14 protein-coding genes are annotated in these 20,355 nt (G+C 72.0%); 6 read left to right on the forward strand and 8 right to left on the reverse strand.

Annotated elements, in window-relative coordinates; genetic code table 11:
- Positions 1 to 41: 41 nt before the first annotated feature.
- From QT381_RS03405 to QT381_RS03415, 3 genes are all read right to left on the reverse strand, one after another.
- Complete coding sequence (locus QT381_RS03405) at positions 42 to 1,781, reverse strand: cellulase family glycosylhydrolase (RefSeq protein WP_289247324.1); 1,740 nt, start codon at positions 1,779 to 1,781, stop codon at positions 42 to 44.
- A gap of 161 nt (positions 1,782 to 1,942) precedes the next feature.
- On the reverse strand, positions 1,943 to 3,052 hold the full coding sequence (locus QT381_RS03410) for a LacI family DNA-binding transcriptional regulator (RefSeq protein ID WP_289247325.1): 1,110 nt from the start codon (positions 3,050 to 3,052) through the stop codon (positions 1,943 to 1,945).
- A gap of 46 nt (positions 3,053 to 3,098) precedes the next feature.
- Positions 3,099 to 4,076, reverse strand: coding sequence for a DUF4432 family protein (locus QT381_RS03415; RefSeq protein ID WP_289247326.1), 978 nt, complete (start codon positions 4,074 to 4,076; stop codon positions 3,099 to 3,101).
- Positions 4,077 to 4,208: 132 nt separating this feature from the next.
- On the opposite strand from QT381_RS03415, the gene QT381_RS03420 reads away from it, so the two are divergent.
- The gene (locus QT381_RS03420; protein WP_289247327.1) at positions 4,209 to 6,665 is read left to right on the forward strand and encodes a glycoside hydrolase family 2 protein; all 2,457 of its coding nucleotides are present in this window, start codon (positions 4,209 to 4,211) and stop codon (positions 6,663 to 6,665) included.
- A 61-nt stretch (positions 6,666 to 6,726) separates the two neighbouring features.
- On the opposite strand, the gene QT381_RS03425 is transcribed toward QT381_RS03420, so the two are convergent.
- From QT381_RS03425 to QT381_RS03435, 3 genes are all read right to left on the reverse strand, one after another.
- Positions 6,727 to 7,992, reverse strand: coding sequence for an ABC transporter substrate-binding protein (locus QT381_RS03425; protein WP_289247328.1), 1,266 nt, complete (start codon positions 7,990 to 7,992; stop codon positions 6,727 to 6,729).
- Positions 7,993 to 8,054: 62 nt separating this feature from the next.
- On the reverse strand, positions 8,055 to 8,876 hold the full coding sequence (locus QT381_RS03430; protein ID WP_289247329.1) for a carbohydrate ABC transporter permease: 822 nt from the start codon (positions 8,874 to 8,876) through the stop codon (positions 8,055 to 8,057).
- Positions 8,876 to 9,907: a carbohydrate ABC transporter permease gene (locus QT381_RS03435; protein WP_289247330.1), complete on the reverse strand. Its 1,032-nt coding sequence runs from the start codon at positions 9,905 to 9,907 to the stop codon at positions 8,876 to 8,878. The genes QT381_RS03430 and QT381_RS03435 overlap by 1 nt, the downstream gene beginning before the upstream one ends.
- A gap of 102 nt (positions 9,908 to 10,009) precedes the next feature.
- Here QT381_RS03435 and QT381_RS03440 point away from each other — a divergent pair, with 102 nt between their 5' ends.
- Positions 10,010 to 11,344, forward strand: coding sequence for an apiosidase-like domain-containing protein (locus QT381_RS03440; RefSeq protein ID WP_289247331.1), 1,335 nt, complete (start codon positions 10,010 to 10,012; stop codon positions 11,342 to 11,344).
- Positions 11,345 to 11,396: 52 nt separating this feature from the next.
- Here QT381_RS03440 and QT381_RS03445 read toward each other — a convergent pair whose 3' ends face one another.
- Entirely contained in the window at positions 11,397 to 12,401 is a 1,005-nt protein-coding gene (locus QT381_RS03445; protein ID WP_289247332.1) for a LacI family DNA-binding transcriptional regulator, read from the reverse strand.
- 177 nt (positions 12,402 to 12,578) lie between these two features.
- Here QT381_RS03445 and QT381_RS03450 point away from each other — a divergent pair, with 177 nt between their 5' ends.
- From QT381_RS03450 to QT381_RS03465, 4 genes are read left to right on the forward strand one after another with little or no spacing between them, the layout of a single operon-like run.
- Complete coding sequence (locus tag QT381_RS03450) at positions 12,579 to 13,934, forward strand: ABC transporter substrate-binding protein (protein ID WP_289247333.1); 1,356 nt, start codon at positions 12,579 to 12,581, stop codon at positions 13,932 to 13,934.
- Complete coding sequence (locus QT381_RS03455) at positions 13,931 to 14,899, forward strand: carbohydrate ABC transporter permease (protein WP_289247334.1); 969 nt, start codon at positions 13,931 to 13,933, stop codon at positions 14,897 to 14,899. Before QT381_RS03450 ends, QT381_RS03455 begins: the two co-directional genes overlap by 4 nt.
- The gene (locus QT381_RS03460; protein ID WP_289247335.1) at positions 14,896 to 15,720 is read left to right on the forward strand and encodes a carbohydrate ABC transporter permease; all 825 of its coding nucleotides are present in this window, start codon (positions 14,896 to 14,898) and stop codon (positions 15,718 to 15,720) included. Before QT381_RS03455 ends, QT381_RS03460 begins: the two co-directional genes overlap by 4 nt.
- Positions 15,717 to 17,363, forward strand: a complete 1,647-nt coding sequence (locus QT381_RS03465) for a glycoside hydrolase family 13 protein (protein WP_289247336.1) — start codon at positions 15,717 to 15,719, stop codon at positions 17,361 to 17,363. Before QT381_RS03460 ends, QT381_RS03465 begins: the two co-directional genes overlap by 4 nt.
- Before the next feature lie 176 nt (positions 17,364 to 17,539).
- Here QT381_RS03465 and QT381_RS03470 read toward each other — a convergent pair whose 3' ends face one another.
- Complete coding sequence (locus QT381_RS03470; RefSeq protein ID WP_289247337.1) at positions 17,540 to 20,212, reverse strand: Gfo/Idh/MocA family oxidoreductase; 2,673 nt, start codon at positions 20,210 to 20,212, stop codon at positions 17,540 to 17,542.
- Positions 20,213 to 20,355: the final 143 nt, after the last annotated feature.

The raw sequence follows: 20,355 nt of genomic DNA on the forward strand, positions 1-20,355 counted from the left end.
CGTGGTCCCGGCCGGCTGCCGGGACCACGACGCCGTGGCCGTCAGGGGGCGTCGGCCACGTAGCAGGACTTCGCCACGTTGAACGCCGGGTCGCCGCCGAAGCTGTCCCCGATGCAGACCACCGAGTCGGTGAACGTGCCGTAGAAGTACGCGCCGCTCGCGCCGAACGCGACCGATCGCGTGCCGGTGAACGTGCACGTGCCGAACTCGCCCGCGCACAGCGTGTAGCCGATCGGGCTGCCGTCGGGATTGACGAACGTGTACGTCGCCGACGACACGATCGACGGGTCGAGCCCGGTCGCCGTGGCCAGCGCCTTCACCGTCGTCGTCGCGCTCACCGTGAACGCCCCGCCGTACACCGGGGACGCCGCGGTGGGCTGCGACCCGTCGAGCGTGTAGTGGATCGTGGCGTTCGGGGTCGTCGTGCTGATCGTGACCTGCACGGGAGCGCTGACGGCGCCGCCGGCGGGCGAGATCACGGGCGCCTTCACGGGATCCGGTGCCGGATCGAGGCCCGTGAGGTGCTCGTAGTAGCCGACGCCGAAGTGCGACGGCGTGCCGCTCCAGTCGGTGATGAGGGCGGGTGTCCCCGAGCAGCTGCCGACGTACCACGCATACGCGACGTAGCTGATCCCGCGGGCGTCGGCCCAGTCGGTCATGCCGGGGATCCAGTCGCTGTTGCAGTCGGTCTCACCCATCTCGCCGATGATCACCGGGTACTTCTTGGCGACGGGGGCGACCTCGTCGTTCCAGCACTTCTTCACATTGCACGCCGTGTAGTCGTACAGGTGCGCTCCGGCGATGATGTTGTGCAGCGGGTCGTTCGGCACGTGTCCGAGCCAGCCCTTCTTGGGGTTGCCCCGCGAGTCGCCGTCCTTGTCGACGCCCGCGCAGTGGTTGCCCCAGCCGTTGCACTGCAGCAGCACGGGCTGGGTCGCGCCGGTGGCGCGCACGGTGCTGACGAGCTGCTGCATGCCGACCGCCTGCCAGCCGTTCGGTGCGTGCTCCTTGACCTCGACCGCGCATCCGTTCAGCCAGCAGTCGTCGCTGATGCCCTGCGGCTCGTTGAACAGGTCGAAGATGAGCGACGGATAGTCCTTGAACGTCGTGGCGACCGAGGTCCAGAAGTCGAGCGCGTGATCGGCATCCGCCATCTTCTGCTGGGTGTTGCTGGGCATGTAGCCCGGCGCGCTCCAGTGCATGTCGAGGATCACGTACAGGCCCGCGGCCTGCAGCTTGTCGACGTAGTCCGTGACGACCGACCGGTAGTTCTGACCGGAGTACTGCGGCAGGATGTCCTCGGCGCCGAGCCAGCAGTGCTCGTTGAGGTGCAGCCGCACGACGTTGACGTCCCACGCGAGCATGGCCTGCACGGATGCGTCGTCGAGCGGTCCCTCCGAGATCCCGCGGTTCTGCCCGCACATCCACTCCATGCTCGGCCGGGCGACGCCGCGCAGCACGACCGTGTGTCCCTGGGCGTCGACGATCCGGTTGCCGCTGACGTGCAGCGGGCTCGGCGCCCCGGACGCGAGGGCGGATGCCGGGGCCGGGGCCGGCGCCTTCGCCGCGGGGGCGAGCGCGCCGCCGTCCGAGGGGGATGGCTGATCGGCCTGCGGTGGCGAGTCGAGCGGATCCCGGCCGTGCGAGGACGACGGCGAGGATGCCGGCGCGGACGAGGACGAGGACGGGTGACTGGATGCCGCGGAATGGTCCGGCGGTTGTGCCGTCGACGCGAACGCGGCGAGCGCGATGAGCGCTCCCGAGGTGGCGACGGCGATCATGCTTCGTTGCATTGATGCTCCCGGTGTTTCAGATGGGGATCGCCGGCCTTCATCGGCCGACGCGCTGAGTATGGGACTTAACGCCTTAAGGAGTCAAGACAGCGTTGTCTCGGCACGGCGCATCCGCAGCGGCGATCCCCGCGACGCGTGCCGCTCGCGGCTCAGCGGACGCCCGCGCCCGTCGAGGACGCCCTCGCCGTCGGCGCGCTCGCCGTGGACGCCCGGGCCACGAGGCGCGTGCGGGTTCCGGGCGACCGGGTCGTCTCGCCGGTCGAGGCGAGCTCGGCGAGGGCGCTCGCGGCCGCCGTGCCGTAGCCGACGAGGTCGCGCGAGAGCACCGAGATCGTCGGCGTGATCAGGGTCGCCACGTCCCCGTCGTCCCAGGAGAGCACCGAGATGTCGTCGGGCACCCGGTGGCCGAGGCGGCCGAGCGTCGCGATCACGCGGGCGGCGAGGTCGAGATCCTCCACGAGCACGGCGGTCGCCCCCGGATGCGCGGCGAGCAGCGCGCGGAGCGCCGCCTCCGGGTCCTCGCGAGCGGTGATGGAGCCGTGCGACACCGAGAGGCCGAACCGGGGCGCGATGTCCGACAGCGCCCGCTTGCGCACCGACGAGTGCAGCAGCCGCCCGGGGCCGCCGATCCGGATCACCCCGCGGTGGCCGAGGGCCGCCAGGTGGCCGCAGGCGAGCTCGGTCGCCCGGGCGTCATCCGTCCACACGCAGCTCAGCGCCGACGCGGTCGCGCGGAGGTCGCCGACGACGACCGCCGGCAGGTCGAGGTCGGCGAGCAGCGCGATGCGCTCGTCGTCGACGACCGGGTCGATCACGAGCACGCCGTCGACGCGACGCTCGCCGAGCCAGCGACGGTAGGCCTCGCACTCCACCGAGAGCGTGGGCACGGAGTGCAGGGTGAGCACGAGGTCGCGTCGCGCGAGCTCGTTCTGCACCCCGGCGAGGAAGTGGGCGCCGAAGTTGTTGGACCACAGCGGCTGGCGCAGCCGGCGCCGGGTGATCACCCCGATCGAGCCGGCGCGATCGGTGCTCATGGCCCGCGCGGCGCGGCTCGGCTGCCAGTTCGCCTGCCGGGCGATCGAGAGGATGCGGTCCCGGGTCTGGTCGGACAGTCCCGGACGGTCGTTCAGGGCGAAGGACACCGCCGTCGTCGAGACGTTCGCGAGGCGGGCGATGTCGGCGATGTTCGGCCGCGCCCGCCCGCTGGCGGCGCGCTCCTCGGCCGGCCGGACGCGTCGTCGCGAGGGCTCGGGCTCCACGGCCCGATGCTAGCCGCTCACCCCGGGGGCATCCGCTCGAGAGCGTTCACTCGAGGGCGCTGATGCGCAGCTCCGTCGCGATCGAGGCGCCCGCCGCGAGCGGGGGCGCGCCCGCGTGAGCGCTCGCACGCTCCGGGCCGAACAGCGGCGCGTTCGCGGGCTCGATGCCGAGCGCCCACGCGCCGCGGGACGGCCACATCCACTCGAAGAGCCTCGGCAGGGCGCCGGACGACCACTCGACGGCGAGCGCCGGCGCGGCGCCGGGCGGTCGCACGACGACCCGGCTCGTGCCGTCGGCCGTCGCGACGCCGACGTGCTCGAACACGGCCGCATCCGGGACGTCGCTCGGCTCGGGCATGCGGCCCGGGGAGTCGACGGATGCGACGGGCTCGCGCTGCACGGAGCGCTCGGCCGCGACGTCCACGGTCGTGCCCGGGTGCAGCACGGGTGCGCCGATGTTGACGTGGTAGAGCAGGGCCACGGGCTCGGCCGCGGCCCCGGCGTTGCGCACGGTGTCGCGGACCGTGATCGCGGCGTCGTCCGTGCGCGCGCTGATCTCGCGCTCGACGACGATGCGCCGCCCGTACAGGCGCGTGCTCTCGACGCGGCCGAGCACGCGGACCCGCAGCGCGTCGCCCTCGATCTCGCGGACGACGCGCACGTCGGTCGCGGGCGTCAGGTGGTGGCTCCCGTGCTCGCCCGCGTCGTCGCGGGCCGGGCCGATGTTCTCCGTGCCGCACGTGGCGAGCAGCCCGCCGAGGAAGCGGTGCTCCCAGGTGCTGCCCGCACCGGGATCGACGGCGAGCGGCGAGCGCCACGCGATCGGCGTGCGGCCCCACCAGGCGGAGCCGATGTCGAGCCCGCGGTCGGGGAGCACGTCGAACGCCCATCCGCCCGCGAGCCGCACCGACACGATCCGCCGACCCGCCGGGTCGAGGTGCTCGGCGACCTCGGCGAGCGCGTCGATGCGCGCGACGAGACCGTCGCGCAGCAGTGCGGCAGCGGTCGGGCTGGGGGCCGACATGGCTCGAGTATGGCACCCGACGCGGGAGCGAGACAACGTAAGACTCGTCCCCGTATATTGGGCCGTGCCGATGTCGTCGTCCGGCCCACGCCGTCGCGCATCGCACCGACACCGACTGGCGAGAGGACAAGGATGTACCGCGAACTGACCGACGGGTGGACCGCGAGGCTGACGGAGGGCGATCCGCCCCCGCCGATCGCCCGCACCCTGCACGACGGCTTCCCGGCCGCCGTTCCCGGGGTCGTGCACCTCGACCTGCTCCGCGCCGGGCTCATCGAGGACCCCTACGTCGACGACGCCGAGTCGCGACTGCACTGGATCGGCGACGCCGACTGGGAGTACCGCACGACCTTCGACTGGACGGATGACGGCGCGGCCCGCCACGACCTCGTCGCCGAGGGCCTCGACACGGTCGCGACCGTCACGCTCAACGGCGTCGTGGTCGCGCGTACGGCGAATCAGCACCGCGGCTACCGGACCGACGTGCGCGAGCGGCTGCGCGAGGGCGCGAACGAGCTCGTCGTCGCCTTCCGCTCGCCGACCCGGTACGCGCGCGAGCAGGAGGCGATCCTCGGCGAGCGTCCGCACTCCTACGCGCACCCGTTCAACACCATCCGCAAGACGGCGTGCAACTTCGGCTGGGACTGGGGCATCGACGTCGCGACGGCCGGCATCTGGAGGCGCATCGGCATCGAGAGCTGGTCGGGCGCGCGCATCGCGGCGGTGCGGCCGATCACCCGGATCGACGGCGCGGCACGCGGGCTCGACGCGCACATCGATCTCGAGTGGCAGGCCGGGACCGAGCATCCGGTGTCGCTCGACGTCGCGGCCGCCGGACGGTCCGAGCGGGTGAGCGTCGAGCCGGGCACGGCATCCGTCACGGTCGCGCTCGACGGATGCGACGCCGAGCTCTGGTGGCCGCGCTCGCACGGAGCGCAGCCGCTCTATCCGCTCACGGTCGAGCTGTCCGGAGCGGATGCGGCGGCGCGCTGGGAGCGCCGGATCGGGTTCCGCACGGTCGAGCTCGACCTCTCGCCCGACGAGATCGGCAGCGCGTTCGCGATCCGCGTCAACGGCGAGGACGTCTACATCCGGGGCGCGAACTGGATCCCGGATGACACGTTCTTCCCGCGCATCACGAAGGACACCCTGCGCCGCAGCATCACCGACGCCGTCGAGGCGAACCTGAACCTGCTGCGCGTCTGGGGCGGCGGCATGTACGAGTCCGAGGAGTTCTACGAGCTGTGCGACGAGCACGGGCTGCTCGTCTGGCAGGACTTCCTCACCGCGTGCGCGGCCTACTCCGAGGACGAGCCGCTGTGGTCGGAGTTCGAGGCGGAGGCGCGCGAGGCCGTGACGCGCCTCGCCGCGCATCCGAGCCTCGTGCTGTGGAACGGCTGCAACGAGAACATCTGGGGCTACGTCGACTGGAACTGGCGCAGCCGGCTCGGCGGGCTGAGCTGGGGCGAGCGCTACTACACGGAGCTGTTCCCCGCGATCGTCGCCGAGCTCGCCCCGGGCACGCCCTATGTCGAGGGCAGCCCGTTCTCGTTCAGCCGCTACGTGCATCCGAACGACGACCGGCACGGCAGCATGCACATCTGGGACGTCTGGAACCAGGTCGACTACACCGGCTACCGGAGGTACCGTCCGCGATTCGTCTCGGAGTTCGGCTTCCAGGGCCCGCCCACGTTCTCGACCCTCGAGTACGCCGTGCACGACGAGCCGCGTGACCCGTTCGGGCCGAGCATGCTCGTGCACCAGAAGGCCGACGACGGCAACGCCAAGCTGCAGCGCGGCCTCGGCGAGCACCTGCCGTATCCGGCGGACTTCGAGGACTGGCACTGGGCGACGCAGCTCAACCAGGCACGCGCGATCGGCTTCGCGATCGAGTACTTCCGCTCGCTCTCGCCCGAGAACCGCGGCGCGATCGTCTGGCAGCTCAACGACATCTGGCCGTCGATCTCGTGGGCGGCCGTCGACTACCTGCGCCACCGCAAGCCGCTCTGGTACGCGCTGCGCCGGGTCTACGCCGACCGGCTCGCGACGCTGCAGGTGCGCGACGACGGCGTCGACCTCGTGGTGCACAACGAGAGCCGGGAGCGCTATCGCGCCGGGTTCGCCGTGGCGCGCACGAGCCTCGAGGGCGTCGTGCTCGCGGAGGAGCGCTTCCCGGTCGACGTCGAGCCGCGCGGGCTGGTCCGCATCCCGCTGCCGGAGGCGTTCGGGGCGGGCGACGCGAGCGGCGAGTTCCTGCTCGCCCGCGCGGACGACGGTCTCGAGGCGCTCGGCTACTTCGCCGAGGACACGGCGCTCGCGCTGCGCGGCGGCCCCGCGGCGACCGCGGCCGTCGTGCCGGACGGCTACCTCGTCACGGTGACCGCATCCGCCCTCGCGAAGGACGTGACGATCCTCGCCGACAAGGTGCATCCGGATGCCGTGGTCGACCGCGCGCTCGTCACGATCGTGCCCGGCGAGAGCGCGGTCTTCCACGTGACGGCGCCCGCGGGACTCGACCCGGACGCGTTCTGCTCGTCGCGCGTGCTGCGCAGCGCGAACGACCTCGTCGCCGTGCCCGTCGTCGTCTGATCCGGGCGGCGGAACGCCCCCTCCCGCGGGAGGGGGCGTTCTGGCGTTCGGCCCGGTTCGCTCAGCCGGCCGCGTAGGCGTCGTCGAGCCGCTTGAGGAAGTCCGGGATGGTCAGATCGCCGTTGTAGAACTCCTGCAGCGAGATCAGGTACTCCTCCTGCACCTTGGTGTTCGGCCACGCCTGGTCCGGGTACGAGGTGCCGTGCCCGTCGGCCTGGGCCTTGATGATCGGATCGAGCACCGCGTTGGGCTCGCCGGGATCCGCCGGCAGCGTCGACGTGCTGTTCGACAGCTTGGCGAACAGCGTCTGGCCCTCGGGAGAGGCGACGTAGTCGATGAACTTCTTCGCGAGCTTCGCGTTCTTCGCCTTGGCGTTGATCGCGAAGCTGACCCCGGCGGCGACCGGCACGTAGGTGTCCGCGGCGTTGTCCGTGGCCGGGAACGGCGCGAGCGTGAACGTGGTGTTCGGGGCCACGTTCTCGTCCACCGGCAGCGCCTGGCTCACCTGCACCGTCGCGAGCGCGTCGCCGAAGCCGAGCATGTGCATCTGCTGGTCGAAGCCCGTGCCGTTCGGACCCTCGTTGAAGCATCCGGCGGACTTGAGCTCGTCCACCTTCTCGAGCGCGTCCTTCCACTTCGAGTCGGAGAACGTCGCCGTGCCGGCGGCCTGCTCGTCGCCGAACGTGGGGTCCGGGCCGTACACGAGCGTCGCCGTGAGGGCGTACGGGATCATCTGCGCGGTCCAGGAGTCCTTGTTGCCGAGAACGTACGCGACCTTGCCCGCGGCCTTCGCCGTCGCGCAGAAGTCGAGCACCTCGCTCCACGTGGTGGGGATGGTGGCGCCCGCGGCGGCGACGGCCTGGTCGTTGTAGATCGCGCCGATGCCGCCTCCGTTCGCGGGCAGCGAGTAGAGCGTGCCGTCCCACGACGAGACGTTGCGCAGCGCGTCGGGAACGTCCGAGGCCCAGGGCTCGTCGTCGAGCGATGCGAGCAGGCCGTCCTTGGCGAGCGCCCAGGTGCCGCCCGTGCTGCCGCCGCCGGGCCAGGTCTTGAAGACGTCCGGCGCGGTGCCGGCCGAGAGCTGGGTGCGCAGCTGCTCGGTGTACGCGGCGTCGTCCTCGACGTAGGTGGGCTTGACGGTGACGCCCGGGTTGGCCTTCTCGAACGCCGCGATCAGCGGTGCGACCGCCGACTTCTGGCCGCTCGCGATGGTGAGGGTGTTGGGATCCGCGCTCGCGCCGCCGGTGGAACATCCGGCCAGGCCGAGGGCCAGCGCCGGGACTGCGATGAGTGCGATCGCTCGGGTTCGCCCGAGGATGGATTGCATGGTCGCTCCTTTGTTTTCTTGGTGCCGGCGGCCTCTCTGCGCGCCGGGATCGTGTCGCACGGTCAGCCCTTCAGGCCGCCCGCGAAGCCCCTGATGATGTATTTCTGCAGCAGGAAGTACAGGACGAGGATCGGCAGCACCGTGATGCACAGCGCCGCGAAGATGAGCGGCCACTGGGTGTGGAACTGGCCGTGGAAGTTGTAGATCGCGACGGGTGCGGTCGCGTTGCCGCTGCCCGACAGGAACAGCAGCGGGGTGAAGAAGTCGTTCCAGATCCCGACCGCGTCGAGGATCACGACGGTGCCCGTGACGGCCTTGAGCAGCGGGAACACGACGCTGATGAACGCGCGCACCGGGCCGCATCCGTCGATGAGGGCGGCCTCCTCGTAGTCCTGCGGCATCTCCCGCATGAACGTCGTGTAGAGGAACACCGAGAACGGCAGCTGCCCGCCGATGCCGATCAGGATGATGGACGCGAGCGACCCGAGCAGGCCGAGGTCGCGCATGGTCGTGTACAGCGGCAGCAGGCCGAGCTGCGTCGGGATGAGCAGGCCGCCGATGAACAGGTAGTACGTCCAGCGCGACCAGCGGCGGGTGAAACGCGCGAGCGGGTAGGACGCGAGGGCGGAGAGCACGACGCTGCCGGCGACCGTGACGATCGCGACGATGAAGCTGTTCACGAGCGCGGGGCCGAGGGCGCCCTGAGTCCACGCGGTCGCGAAGTTGGCGAACGTGACGTTCGGGTCGATCTGGAACGCGGTCGTCGCCGAGTTCGCGGGCTTGATCGCCATGTTCACGAGCGCGAACAGCGGGATGAGGAACAGGATCGCGACCGCGACCGTGCCGGCCTCGCGCAGTCCGGAGCGCCAGGTGTAGATGTTCATCAGTTGACCTTCCGAGCGGTGAGCCGGTACTGGACGCCGGCCAGCACCGCGATGAGCACCGTCATCACGACGGCGAGGGCGATCGAGACCGGGTAGTCGCCCGAGCTGAAGGCGTTCTTGAGGATCGCGGTCGAGATCGTCTCCGTCGCGGTGCCCGGGCCGCCCCCCGTCATCGCCATCACCTGGTCGAACTGCTTGAGCGAGCCGATCAGCGAGAGCATGACGTTGATCAGGATCGCCCCGTTGAGCAGGGGCAGGATGACGCTCACGAACCGTCGCCACGACCCGGCGCCGTCGATCGTGGCCGCCTCGAGGATCTCCTCCGGGATGGCCTGCAGCCCGGCGAGGTAGATCACCATCGCGTAGCCGGAGAACTGCCAGATGACGGCCGCGCACACCGACAGCAGCGCGGTGGACGGGTCGCCGAGCCAGTCGTGGGACAGCGCGTGCAGGCCGACGCCGTCGAGGAACGCGTTCACGGCACCGTTCGGCGCGAGCAGGTAGCTCCAGATGTAGCCCGCGACGAGCGGCGTGAGCACGACGGGCGCGAAGAAGACCACGCGCAGGGCGGAGCGCGACTTGAGCGTGTTGTTGAGCGCGAGCGCGAGGCCGAGCGCGATCACGTTCTGCACGATCGTGACGATCGCCGCGAGGATCACGGTGTTGACGACGGATGCCCGGGCACGGCGGTCGTCCCAGACCTGGAAGAAGTTGTCCACGCCCACGAACTGCCAGGTGCTCGCGATCCCGTTCCAGTCCGTGAACGCGAAGAAGCCGCCGCGCAGCGTCGGCAGCACGACGATGAAGGCGTACAGCGCCAGGGCCGGGAACAGGAACCAGAGCGGGGCCCGCACGCCGATGTGCGTGCGGCGGCGGCCGCGGCTCCGGTCGCGAAGGCTCCGGTCGCGGCGGTGCAGGTCTTGACCGGGCGAGCGCCGGTCTCGGGCGGACGGGTCGGCACCGGGCGCCGGCGCCTCGTCGGCGTCGCGGCCGGTGTCCGACGGCAGGATCGGCAGGGGGACGAGCGTCATGCGTGAAACCTCGTTGTTCGTGCATCGGGGACGGTTTCGTCAGCGTAATGAGAGAAGACAACGTTGTCCAGACCTACGTTGTCTTCGACTACGATCGGACCGATGACGAGCTCAGCCGACGGCCCCGTTCCGGCCCGCGCGGTGCGCGTCGCGGGGGACCGCTTCGTGCGCGACGACGGGTCGCCGTTCCTGTGGCTCTCCGACACCTGGTGGTGGGGTGCGAGCGGCCTCATCGGCGACGACGACGTCGAGCGGCTCGCCCGGCAGCGGGCAGCGCAGGGCTTCACCGTCGTGCAGCTCGTCGTCGGCCCCGGCAGCGACGCGGATCTCGACGACGTGCGGCAGGGCAACGCCGGCGGGCCGGTGTTCCGGGCCGACGGCTCGACGAACCCCGGCTACCTCGACGTCGCCGAGCGTCGTCTGCGGATGCTCGTCGACGCGGGCCTCGTGCCGTGCGTGCTCGGCGCGTGGGGATACCACCTCGAGACGATCGGACTGGACGCCATGCTCGCGCACTGGCGCGCACTCGTCGCCCGGTTCGCGCACCTGCCCGTGGTGTGGTGCGCCGCGGGAGAGGCGCTCATGCCGCACTACTCGCTGCTCGGCTCCGCCGGCGTGCCCGAGAGCATCGCGCGCCTGCGCGAGGGATGGCAGCGGGTGATGCGCGACATCCGTTCTGCCGATCCGTACCACCGGCCGCTCACGGTGCATCCGTCTGCCGGCGTCGGCCACCTCGCCTCGACCGACATGGTGGATGCCGGGCTGCTCGACTTCGTCATGCTGCAGACCTCGCACGCCGGCGTGCCCTCGATCGCGCCGAGTCTCGGCGTGCTCGAGCGGGTGCGCGCCGAGCACCCGGAGCTGCCCGTGCTCAACGACGAGGTCTGCTACGAGGGGATCATGGGGTCGAGCTGGCAGGACGTGCAGCGCGCGCTGTTCTGGACGCACCTGCTGTCGGGTGCCGCGGGGCACGGATACGGCGCGCAGGGGCTGTGGGGCTTCGACCGCGGCGCCCCGGACGACCTCGGTCGCCGCTGGGGTCGCGGGGACTGGCGGCAGGCCGCCGGATATCCCGGCGCCGCGCAGCTGGGCAGCGCGGCGCGCGCGCTCGTCGACCGCGGCCGCTGGCCGCTGCGCCCGTCGCCCGATCGCGTGCGGGCGACGGGCGCAGCCGTGTTCGCCGCCGAGGCGCCGGACGGGACCGTCGTGCTGTACCTGCCCTCGCCCGCGACCGATCCCGAGGGTCGCGGCACGAGCGCGCTCACCGTCTCCGGACTGCGCGGCGGTGCGCACGCGGCGCGATGGGTCGACCCGGGGAGCGGCAGCGTCGTCCGCGAGTTCTCGATCCGCGTCGCCGACGGCACGTGGACGCTGCACGGCGACGCCCTCGGCGCGACCCCCACGACCGAGGACTGGGTGCTCGAGATCGCCGCGTGAACGCCCGACCCCGTGCGACGACGGATCGTCGCGGGGCTCGGTCGTCACGGGGTCAGAGGCGCCGCGTGCTGCGCCTCACGATCAGCGCGACCGGGATCGTCGCGCTCTCGACCGCGCGTCCGTGCACGAGGTCGAGCGTCATCCGTGCCGCGATCCGCCCCTGCTCGGCGACGGACTGGCCGATCGTCGTGAGGTCGCAGAGCTCGGCGAGCGGGTGGTCGTCGATGCCCACGATCGACAGGTCGCCGGGCACGTCCAGGCCGAGGCGGCGCAGGGTGCGCATCGCGCCGAGGGCGATCTCGTCGGAGTGGGCGTAGACCGCCGTGGGCGGATGCCGCAGCCCGAGCAGCGCTCCCATCGCCTCCGCCCCGAACTCCCCGCCCCAGGGCACGCGCACGACGAGGTCCGGATCGTCGTCGATGCCCGCCTCGCGGACCGCGGCGTGGTAGCCCTCCGACCGGCCGAGCCGGACCGGCCAGTCCGGCGTGTCCGGGTTGATCGCCTCGATCATGCCGATGCGCGTGTGGCCGAGCGCGATGAGGTGGTCGATCGCGAGCCGCGACGCCTCCTCGTCGTCGATGCGCACGTACGGGAAGCCGGCGGTCTGGCCGCCGGCGGCCACGATGTGCACGCCCATCGACTCGAGCTGTCGCTGCTCGCGCGGGTCGACGGGGAGCCCGACCACGATGACGGCGTCGACCTTGCGCCGCGCCGGCAGCTCCTCGAAGAACGCGTGCCTGCTGCGCGCATCCGGCACCTGGTAGAGCAGGATGTCGAGCTCCGCCGCCCGGAGCGTCGTCTCGATCGCGTCGAGCATCTCCGCGAAGAACCAGCGCGACAGGTGCGACACGACGACGGCGATCCGGCCGGTCTCGCCACGGGCGAGCCGGGACGCCTCGGGGGAGACCACGTAGCCGATCTCCTGCGCGATCGCGCGCACCCGCTCGCGCGTCGCCTCGGACACGCCCGGCGCGCCCTTGAGCGCCCGCGATACCGTCGCCATCCCCACGCCCGCGCGCGCCGCGACGTCGGACATGTTCACGGGGGGGCGCGCCATGGACATGACCCGGAGAGTACCCGATCCCACGGCGCTCGGATGCGAATGGAAGCGTTTTCGTTGCCGCTCACGGCGTTTTCTTGACATCGCGGCGCGATATTCGGATGATGATGCGGAAGCGTTTCCAAGCCGGTGCGAGTCCGCACCGGGGGAGAGCGGCACAAAGGAGTACATGCAATGCCACAGCGTCGTGGGCCGGCTGGCACGTCGGCTAGAACCATCCCCGCCATCGCCGTCACGGCGATCGCCATCGGGTCCGTCCTCGGTCTCGCGGGGTGCGCCCCCGGATCGTCCGGTGGCGCACCGACCACATCCGTTCCGGTCAGCACCGACGTCGGCGCCGACAAGGTCGAGCTGACCCTGTACGACGGGCAGGGACTGCAGGGCGTCGACGACGCCCTCATCGCCGGGTTCGAGAAGGACTTCCCGAACATCACGATCACCGGCAGCTACGACCCCGACAACGTGCACGCGCAGAACCTGCCGCGCACGCTGTCGAGCGACAACGCCCCCGACCTCGCGCAGAGCACCTCCATCGTCGACGAGGTCACCGACGGGCTCTTCCTCGACCTCGACGGCTACGAGAAGGCCTACGGGTGGGACGACCTCGGCACGCAGCTCGCCGCGGCGCGCGTCTCCGACGACCTGAAGCAGGGCTCCGGGTCGCTGTACGGCGTGCCCTACGGCTTCGTCTTCAGCGGCGTGTACTACAACAAGAAGCTCGCCGACCAGATCGGGCTGACCACCCTCCCGGCCACGATCGACGAGTTCGAGGCCGCGCTCGCGAAGGCCAAGGCCGCCGGCATCACGCCGATCATCGCCGCCGGCCAGCTCGGCCTCGGCACGGCCGCCTTCCAGAACCTCCTCGACGCCTACGCGGGCGCGGAGCCGGTCTCGGACTGGGTGTACCGCGCGGACGACGCGAGCATCGACACGCCCGCGGCGCTCACCGCCGCCGAGAAGCTGAAGGCCTGGATCGACGCCGGCTACTTCAACGCCGACGTGAACTCGACCACGCAGGACGCGTCCTACTCCCGGTTCGCCGACGGCGAGGCGCTCTTCATGATGCAGGGCAGCTGGGCCAACCCGATCCTCGCGAAGGCCGCCGCGCCCGACTCCTACGGGTTCATCGCCCCGCCCACCGACGGCGCCGACGGCGTCAAGACCGCCGTCTACAACAGCGCGACGATCGGCATCTCGGCGCGGAGCGCGCACCCGAACGAGGCCGCCGCGTTCCTCAACTGGCTGCGCAGCGACGCCGCCCGCGAGATCGTGCTCGCGAACGGCAACATCCCGCTGAGCACCGGCAGCTCGGTGCCGACCGAGTCCGGCTCGGTGACCGAGTCGCTCGTCAGCGTCTTCGACGCCGTCTCGGCCGACGGCGGACTGGTGCCGTTCGTGCAGAACGCGACGAGCGGCATCAACAACTCCGCGTGGGTGCCGCAGACCCAGTCGCTGTTCGGCGACCAGATCACCCCGAAGCAGTTCCTTGCGAACATCCAGAAGGCCTACGAGGACGAACTCGGACGATGAGCACCATCGACGGCAACGCCTCCGAGATCGTCGCCGCCGCCGCGGCGGGCCGGGCAGAGCAGCGCTCTGCCCGGCCCGGCCGCCGGCGGCGGGGCCGCAGCCTCGGACTCCGGTGGCTCGGCTGGCTGTTCGCGCTGCCCGCGGCGATCATGTACGCGGTCTTCGTGCTCGCCCCGCTGGCCTCGACCATCCAGTACTCGTTCTACGACTGGAACGGCATCGGCGCGTCGACCTGGGTCGGCATCGGCAACTACGTGCGCGTGTTCACCGATCCGGACCTGCTGGCCGCCGTCATCCACTCGTTCGTGTTCATCATCTTCTTCAGCCTGATCCCCGTCGCGGGCGGGCTCGTCACGGCGACCCTGATCCGCGACATCCGGTCGAGGGCGGTGAGCGCCACCGCCCGCGTGTTCCTGTTCCTGCCGCAGATCATCCCCGCGGCCGGTGCCGCCGTCGCCTGGACCTGGATCTACTCGAACGACGGCGCGCTCAACCAGTTCCTGCGGTTCGTCGGGCTCGGCGACGTCGCCCGGCCCTGGCTCGGCGACTTCGACTGGGCGCTGCCCGCGGTCGGCATCATCGGGACCTGGCTGAGCCTCGGGCTGTGCACCGTGCTGCTGCTCGCGGGCATCGGCAAGATCGACGCGTCGCTCTACGAGGCGGTGCGCCTGGACGGCGCCGGCTGGTGGCGCGAGCTGTTCTCCGTCACTCTGCCGGGTCTGCGCGCCGAGATCGGCGTGTGCATCACGATCACGACGATCGCCGCGCTCGCGAGCTTCGACGTCGTGTTCCTCGCCACGCAGGGCGGTCCGGGCAAGGCGACGACCGTGCCGGGCGTCGAGATCTACCTGCTCGGCTTCACGCAGAACCGGGTCGGGCTGGCCTCCGCGCTCGCCATCGTGCTCATGCTGCTCGTGCTCATCGTCGTCGGCCCCATCCAACGTCTGTTCCGGGAGCGCTCATGAAGACCTCGATCGGCGCGCGCATCCCCGGGGTCGCGCTGCTCCTCGCCGCGATGCTGTTCTGCGTCTTCCCCATCGTGAGCATGCTGTCGGCGGCGCTGCAGCCGCAGGGCACCATCCCGGAGGGGATCAGCTGGCCCAGCCACCCGCACTGGGAGAACTTCGCCGCGGCGTTCACCGCCGTGAACTTCGTGAACCTGCTGAGCTCGAGCGCGATCTACGTGTTCGGCGTGGTGCCCGTCGCCGTGCTCATCTCCACGATGGCCGGCTACGCGATCGCCCAACTGCGCATCCCGGGCGGCCGGATCTTCTACGTCCTGCTGCTCATCGGGCTCACCCTCCCGGTCGAGGTCATCGTCATCCCGCTCTACTACCAGATCCGCGGGATGGGACTGCTCGACAGCTACTTCGCGCTCATCCTGCCGCTCATCGGCATCAACATGCCGTTCGCGGTGTTCTGGATGCGGGCGCACTTCGCGGGCATCCCCGGTGAGCTGTCGGAGGCCGCGAACATGGACGGCGCCGGTCCCTGGACCGCGTTCACGCGCATCCAGCTGCCGCTCGCGATCCCCGCCGTCGCGTCGCTCTCGCTCCTGCTGTTCCTGTCGACCTGGAACCAGTTCCTGCTGGCGATCGTGCTCGTGCGCGACCCGGACAAGCGCACGGCGTCGGTCGCGCTGCAGAGCTTCGTCGGCAAGTACGGCTCGGACCTGGTGCTCCTCAATGCGGGGGCGCTGCTGATCATGGTCCCGACGATCGTCGTCTTCCTCGTGCTGCAACGCCACTTCGTCCGCGCTCTCCTCCAAGGATCCGTCAAGGGATGACCCACACCATGCCCGCGCCCACGCCCGACCGCACGCGTTCCGACGACTGGTGGCGGCACGCCGTCGTCTACCAGATCTACCCGCGCAGCTTCGCGGACAGCGACGGCGACGGTCTCGGCGACATCGACGGCATCCGCTCCCGGCTCGACTACCTCGTCGAGCTCGGCGTGGACGCGATCTGGCTGAGCCCGTTCTACCCGTCGCCGCTCGCCGACGGCGGCTACGACGTGAGCGACCACCGTGCCGTCGACCCGCGCCTGGGCACGACCGACGGCATCCGCGCGCTCATCGAGGGCGCCCACGCCCGCGGGTTGAAGATCATCGTGGACATCGTGCCCAACCACACCTCGGACCAGCACGAGTGGTTCCAGCGGGCGCTCGCCGCGCCGGCCGGGTCGCCGGAGCGCGATCGGTACGTCTTCCGCGACGGCACCGGGCCGGACGGCGCCGAGCCGCCGTCCGACTGGCGATCGCACTTCGGCGGCAGCGCCTGGGCCCGGCTGCCCGACGGTCAGTGGTACCTGCACCTGTTCGCGCCGGAGCAGCCCGACCTGAACTGGGGCAATCCCGAGGTGCGGGCCGACCTCATCCGCACGCTCCGGTTCTGGGGGGACCTCGGGGTCGACGGCTTCCGCGTCGACGTCGCCCACGGCCTCGCGAAGGACCTCAGCGAGCCGCTGCGGAGCCAGCCGAACCTCGACCGCGCGCTGCCGCTGGACGGCACCGACCCGCTCTATGACCGGGACGAGCTCGACGACATCTACCGGGAGTGGCGGGAGCTCTTCGACAGCTACTCGCCGCCGCTGATGGCCGTCGCGGAGTCGTGGGCGCCGCCCGCGCGGGTGTGGCGCTACGCGCGGAGCACGAGCCTCGGCCAGGCGTTCAACTTCGAGCTGTCCACCGCTGCCTGGGATGCCGGCCAGTTCCGCGCCGTCATCGAGAACGGGCTCGAGTCGGCCCGCCGCACGGCCGCGACCACGACCTGGGTGCTGTCCAACCACGACATCGTGCGCCACACCACGCGGTACGCGCTGCCCGCGGGCATCGACCTCGACGCGTGGCTGCTCGGCGGGGGAGCGGACCCCGCGCCCGATCGCGCCCTCGGCACGGCCCGCGCCCGCGCCGCGGCGCTGCTCATGCTCGCGCTGCCCGGATCGGTGTACGTCTACCAGGGCGACGAGCTGGCGCTGCCGGAGGTGTCCGACCTCGCCCCCGAGCAGCTCCACGACCCGATCTGGCTGCGCACGGACGGGGCGCAGAAGGGCCGCGACGGCGCCCGGGTTCCGCTGCCCTGGGATGCGACGGGCGAGCACCTCGGCTTCAGCACCGCGACGCCGTGGCTGCCGCTGCCGGAGGCGTTCCGCGACCTCGCCGTCGCGACGCAGGACGCCGACCCGGAGAGCACGCTCAACCTCTACCGCGCCGCGATCCGCTGCCGCGCCCTGCTCGACCCGAGCGGCGACATCGCCTGGCTCGACGCCCCGGAGGGCGCGCTGCACTTCGCGCACCCGAACGGATGGCGGTGCTTCACGAACTTCGGCGACGCTGCCGTGAGCGTCGAGATCGGCGAGCGCATCCTCGGCTCCGCCCCGGGGATGGACGCCGGCGTCGTCCCGCCGAACGCGACGCTCTGGTACCGCTGACCCGGACGGCCGCCCGGACGGTCGCTCACGCGAACCGGTCGAGCGCGCGCGAGCTCCGGATGCTGCTCGGCGTGGCGCTCGGCCGGCACGCCCGCGACGGCGGCGTCCCGCGTCCATGACGTCGGTGGACCCGGTGAAGTCGTCCCCGTAGAACGCGAGGTCGATGCTCGGGCGGGTCACGATCCGACCGCCTCCGGGCTCACGGCCACGGGGGCGCCCGTGCGCGCCGATTCGTACGCCGCGAAGACGAGCTCGAGCGTGCGGGCGTTGTCGGCCGCGGGGGTCTCGGCGGCCGTCAGTCCGGCGGCGGCCGCGGCGAGGTGGCCGTTGCACGCGACGATCGCATCCTGCACGAGCGTGTACGGGTCGACGCTCCACGCGTAGCGTCCGGGCGGATGCCGCCGGGTCACCCGTCCCGCGGCGGTCGTGCGCGTCACCGTGTGGTCGGGGCCGAGCTCGACCGTGCCCGCGTCGCCCTCGATCGTGATGAGCGTCTCGGGGAAGCGGTCGGCGATCCCGCGGCTCGCGTAGCTCAGCTCGACCGTGACGGTCAGGCCCGAGGCGTAGCCGAGCACGACCGTCGCGACGTCCTCCCCGGCGATGCCGGGCGCGACGCTCGCGGTGCGGGCGTACACCTCGCTCGGATCGCCGAGCAGGAATCGCGCGACGTCGAACAGGTGCGGGCCCATGTCGAGCAGGATGAACCGGGGCTCGCGGCGCAGCGCCGGCTGGTTGGCGAAGACCGGGAAGCTCGAGTTGTAGCGGATGAGGCCGCGGAACGGCTCGCCGATGCTCGGCAGCTCGGCGGCGAGCGCGCGGATCGGCCGCTGCCAGCGCCAGTTCTCGTGCACGAGCACGGGCGTCGGGGCTGCGGCGGCCAGGGCGCCGATGGCCCGCACGTCGTCGAGGTCGTCGGCGAGCGGTTTCTGGCAGGCCACCGGGATCCCCGCGGCGACGGCGCGCTCGATGAGCGCGCGGTGGGTCGAGGGCGGCGTCACGATGTCGACGAGGTCGATCGCGTCGGGTCCGAGGGCCGCGATGGCCGCATCGAGCGTCGCGAAGACCGGTGCGCCGCAGCGGGCCGCGAGCGCCGCCGCCCCGGGATCGGGGTCGCACACGCCGACGCAGTGCACCGCGCCGGTCTGCAGCCAGGCGTCGAGCTGGTAGCCGGCCCAGAACCCCGCGCCGACGAGCAGGACGCGCGTGACCGGGACGGCACGGATGCGCACGATCGCGGCGCCCGTGCGCTCCGGATCGGCGGCCGCTGCGGCGCGGATCGCGAGCGAGACGGGAGCGTCGACGCGCGGAGCGCGGAACACGCCGTCGGCCCCGATGGCGCCCGTGTCGGTCGCGCCGGTGTCGATGGGGGCGCCGTCGATGGGGCCGGTGTCGATGCCGTGCGGCCCGGCCGGCACCGACCAGTCGATCGCGCCCGCGTCCCCGGGGAGGTCGGCGCCGAACAGCTCGGCGTGGAAGGCGAGCGTCTGCCCCGCGGACAGCTCGGCGCGAGCCGGCTCGACCGCCGCTTGCGGAACCTCGGGCGCGCTCGTGTAGACCGCGACGACGCGTCCCGGGCCGGCGGTGTGACCGAGCGCCGCGCCCGGCTCGAACCGGGCGACCGGGCGGGGCAGCAGCGCCGCGGGATCGGGCGCGACGGCATCCGTGTGGGTGAGCAGCCGCATCCGGGGCAGGCGTGCGCCGTCGACCTCGACGCGGATGCCGTCCGCGCCGTCCCCGCCCGCCGACTCGACGACGATGGCGATCTCGCCGTCGGGCCCCCGGAACGCGGCGGCGCGCACCGCGGGGGAGTCGGTGGCGGTCGCGAGCACGTCGCTGTGCCGCGGCACGAAGCGCGTGAGCAGGCCCACCTCGTAGTAGCGCGGGCGGGGAGCGTCGGCGATCGCCGACGAGTCCCACAGCGTGTACGCGCCGTTCGTGTCGACGGACTCGTCGGGGTCCTCGGTCCACACCCCGTTGAGCTGCCAGACGAGCGCGGCGCGCAGCCCCTCGGCGGCCGCCGTCATCACGTGCCCGGTGTAGCCGCCCGCGAAGCCGCTGTCGCCCTCGCCCGGGAAGCCGAACTCGCTGAGCACGAGCGGATGCCCGGACGCGACATCGCGCCGCGCGGCGATCTCGCCCGCGAGGGAGTCGTGGTCGCCGCCGTAGACGTGGAAGCTGTACGCGTCGAACACGTCGCCGGCGAGCTCGTCCATGCGGGCCGTCCACTCGGGTGCGTCGACCTCCTCGGGTCCCCACAGGCCGACGAGGCCGCGCCGGCCGTCGGCGACGAGCCGGTCGTGCACGGCGCGCACCATGGCGGCGTAGTACGCCTGCTGGTCGCCGGGTGCGTCGAAGTCCCAGTCGCCGTTCGGCTCGTTGTAGAAGGCCAGGAACCGCACGTTCGCGTACCCGCGGGTCGCGACGAGCTCCCCGACCAGGTGCGAGGCGAGCGCCGCGAAGCCGTCGAGGTCGGCCGGGGCGCTGATGCGCGCCTCGGTGCCCGGGAGGGCGAACCAGGGCTGGATCGCCCGGCCGACCTTCCAGCCGACGTTGAGCACGACCTCCGTGCCCGCGTCGCGCAGGGCGTCGAGATACGGGTAGAGCGCGCGCATCGCCGGCGATTCGGCGTCGTACCCGCCCGGGCTCGTCTCGATCCAGTCGGTCTGGAACCACACCCGGGCCACGGCGGGCCTCAGCCGCGCGATGCGATCGCGATCGACCTCCCAGTGCGCCTCGGTGTAGCCGTGCGCGCGATTGGCGGGCATGAGCGCGACGGGGATGACGTCGACGCCCACCCCGAGGAAGTCCCGGTGCAGCACGCGGCGCGTGTCGATGCGCACGGTCGTCATCGTCCTCGTCTCCACCCGTCCCGGATCGCGTCCGCCGAACGAGTGGGCGCCGCGCCGCGCTCGCCCGACGAGGGCCGGGAACCCGGCGAGACAACGTAGGACTCGGATCACAGTAGCCGAGCCCGGGGTGCCGCAGCAAGGCC

Source organism: Galbitalea sp. SE-J8 (assembly GCF_030345695.1).
In the GTDB taxonomy this organism is placed as follows: domain Bacteria; phylum Actinomycetota; class Actinomycetes; order Actinomycetales; family Microbacteriaceae; genus JAUASV01.

What these genes read in the sequence shown, in the direction of transcription:
- QT381_RS03455 (WP_289247334.1), top strand. Translation starts at nt 13,931, where the DNA reads ATGAGCACCATCGACGGCAACGCCTCCGAGATCGTCGCCGCCGCCGCG.
- QT381_RS03470 (WP_289247337.1), bottom strand. Translation starts at nt 20,212, where the DNA reads ATGACGACCGTGCGCATCGACACGCGCCGCGTGCTGCACCGGGACTTC.
- QT381_RS03440 (WP_289247331.1), top strand. Translation starts at nt 10,010, where the DNA reads ATGACGAGCTCAGCCGACGGCCCCGTTCCGGCCCGCGCGGTGCGCGTC.
- QT381_RS03425 (WP_289247328.1), bottom strand. Translation starts at nt 7,992, where the DNA reads ATGCAATCCATCCTCGGGCGAACCCGAGCGATCGCACTCATCGCAGTC.
- QT381_RS03450 (WP_289247333.1), top strand. Translation starts at nt 12,579, where the DNA reads ATGCCACAGCGTCGTGGGCCGGCTGGCACGTCGGCTAGAACCATCCCC.
- QT381_RS03420 (WP_289247327.1), top strand. Translation starts at nt 4,209, where the DNA reads ATGTACCGCGAACTGACCGACGGGTGGACCGCGAGGCTGACGGAGGGC.
- QT381_RS03415 (WP_289247326.1), bottom strand. Translation starts at nt 4,076, where the DNA reads ATGTCGGCCCCCAGCCCGACCGCTGCCGCACTGCTGCGCGACGGTCTC.
- QT381_RS03445 (WP_289247332.1), bottom strand. Translation starts at nt 12,401, where the DNA reads ATGGCGCGCCCCCCCGTGAACATGTCCGACGTCGCGGCGCGCGCGGGC.
- QT381_RS03430 (WP_289247329.1), bottom strand. Translation starts at nt 8,876, where the DNA reads ATGAACATCTACACCTGGCGCTCCGGACTGCGCGAGGCCGGCACGGTC.
- QT381_RS03460 (WP_289247335.1), top strand. Translation starts at nt 14,896, where the DNA reads ATGAAGACCTCGATCGGCGCGCGCATCCCCGGGGTCGCGCTGCTCCTC.
- QT381_RS03405 (WP_289247324.1), bottom strand. Translation starts at nt 1,781, where the DNA reads ATGATCGCCGTCGCCACCTCGGGAGCGCTCATCGCGCTCGCCGCGTTC.
- QT381_RS03435 (WP_289247330.1), bottom strand. Translation starts at nt 9,907, where the DNA reads ATGACGCTCGTCCCCCTGCCGATCCTGCCGTCGGACACCGGCCGCGAC.
- QT381_RS03465 (WP_289247336.1), top strand. Translation starts at nt 15,717, where the DNA reads ATGACCCACACCATGCCCGCGCCCACGCCCGACCGCACGCGTTCCGAC.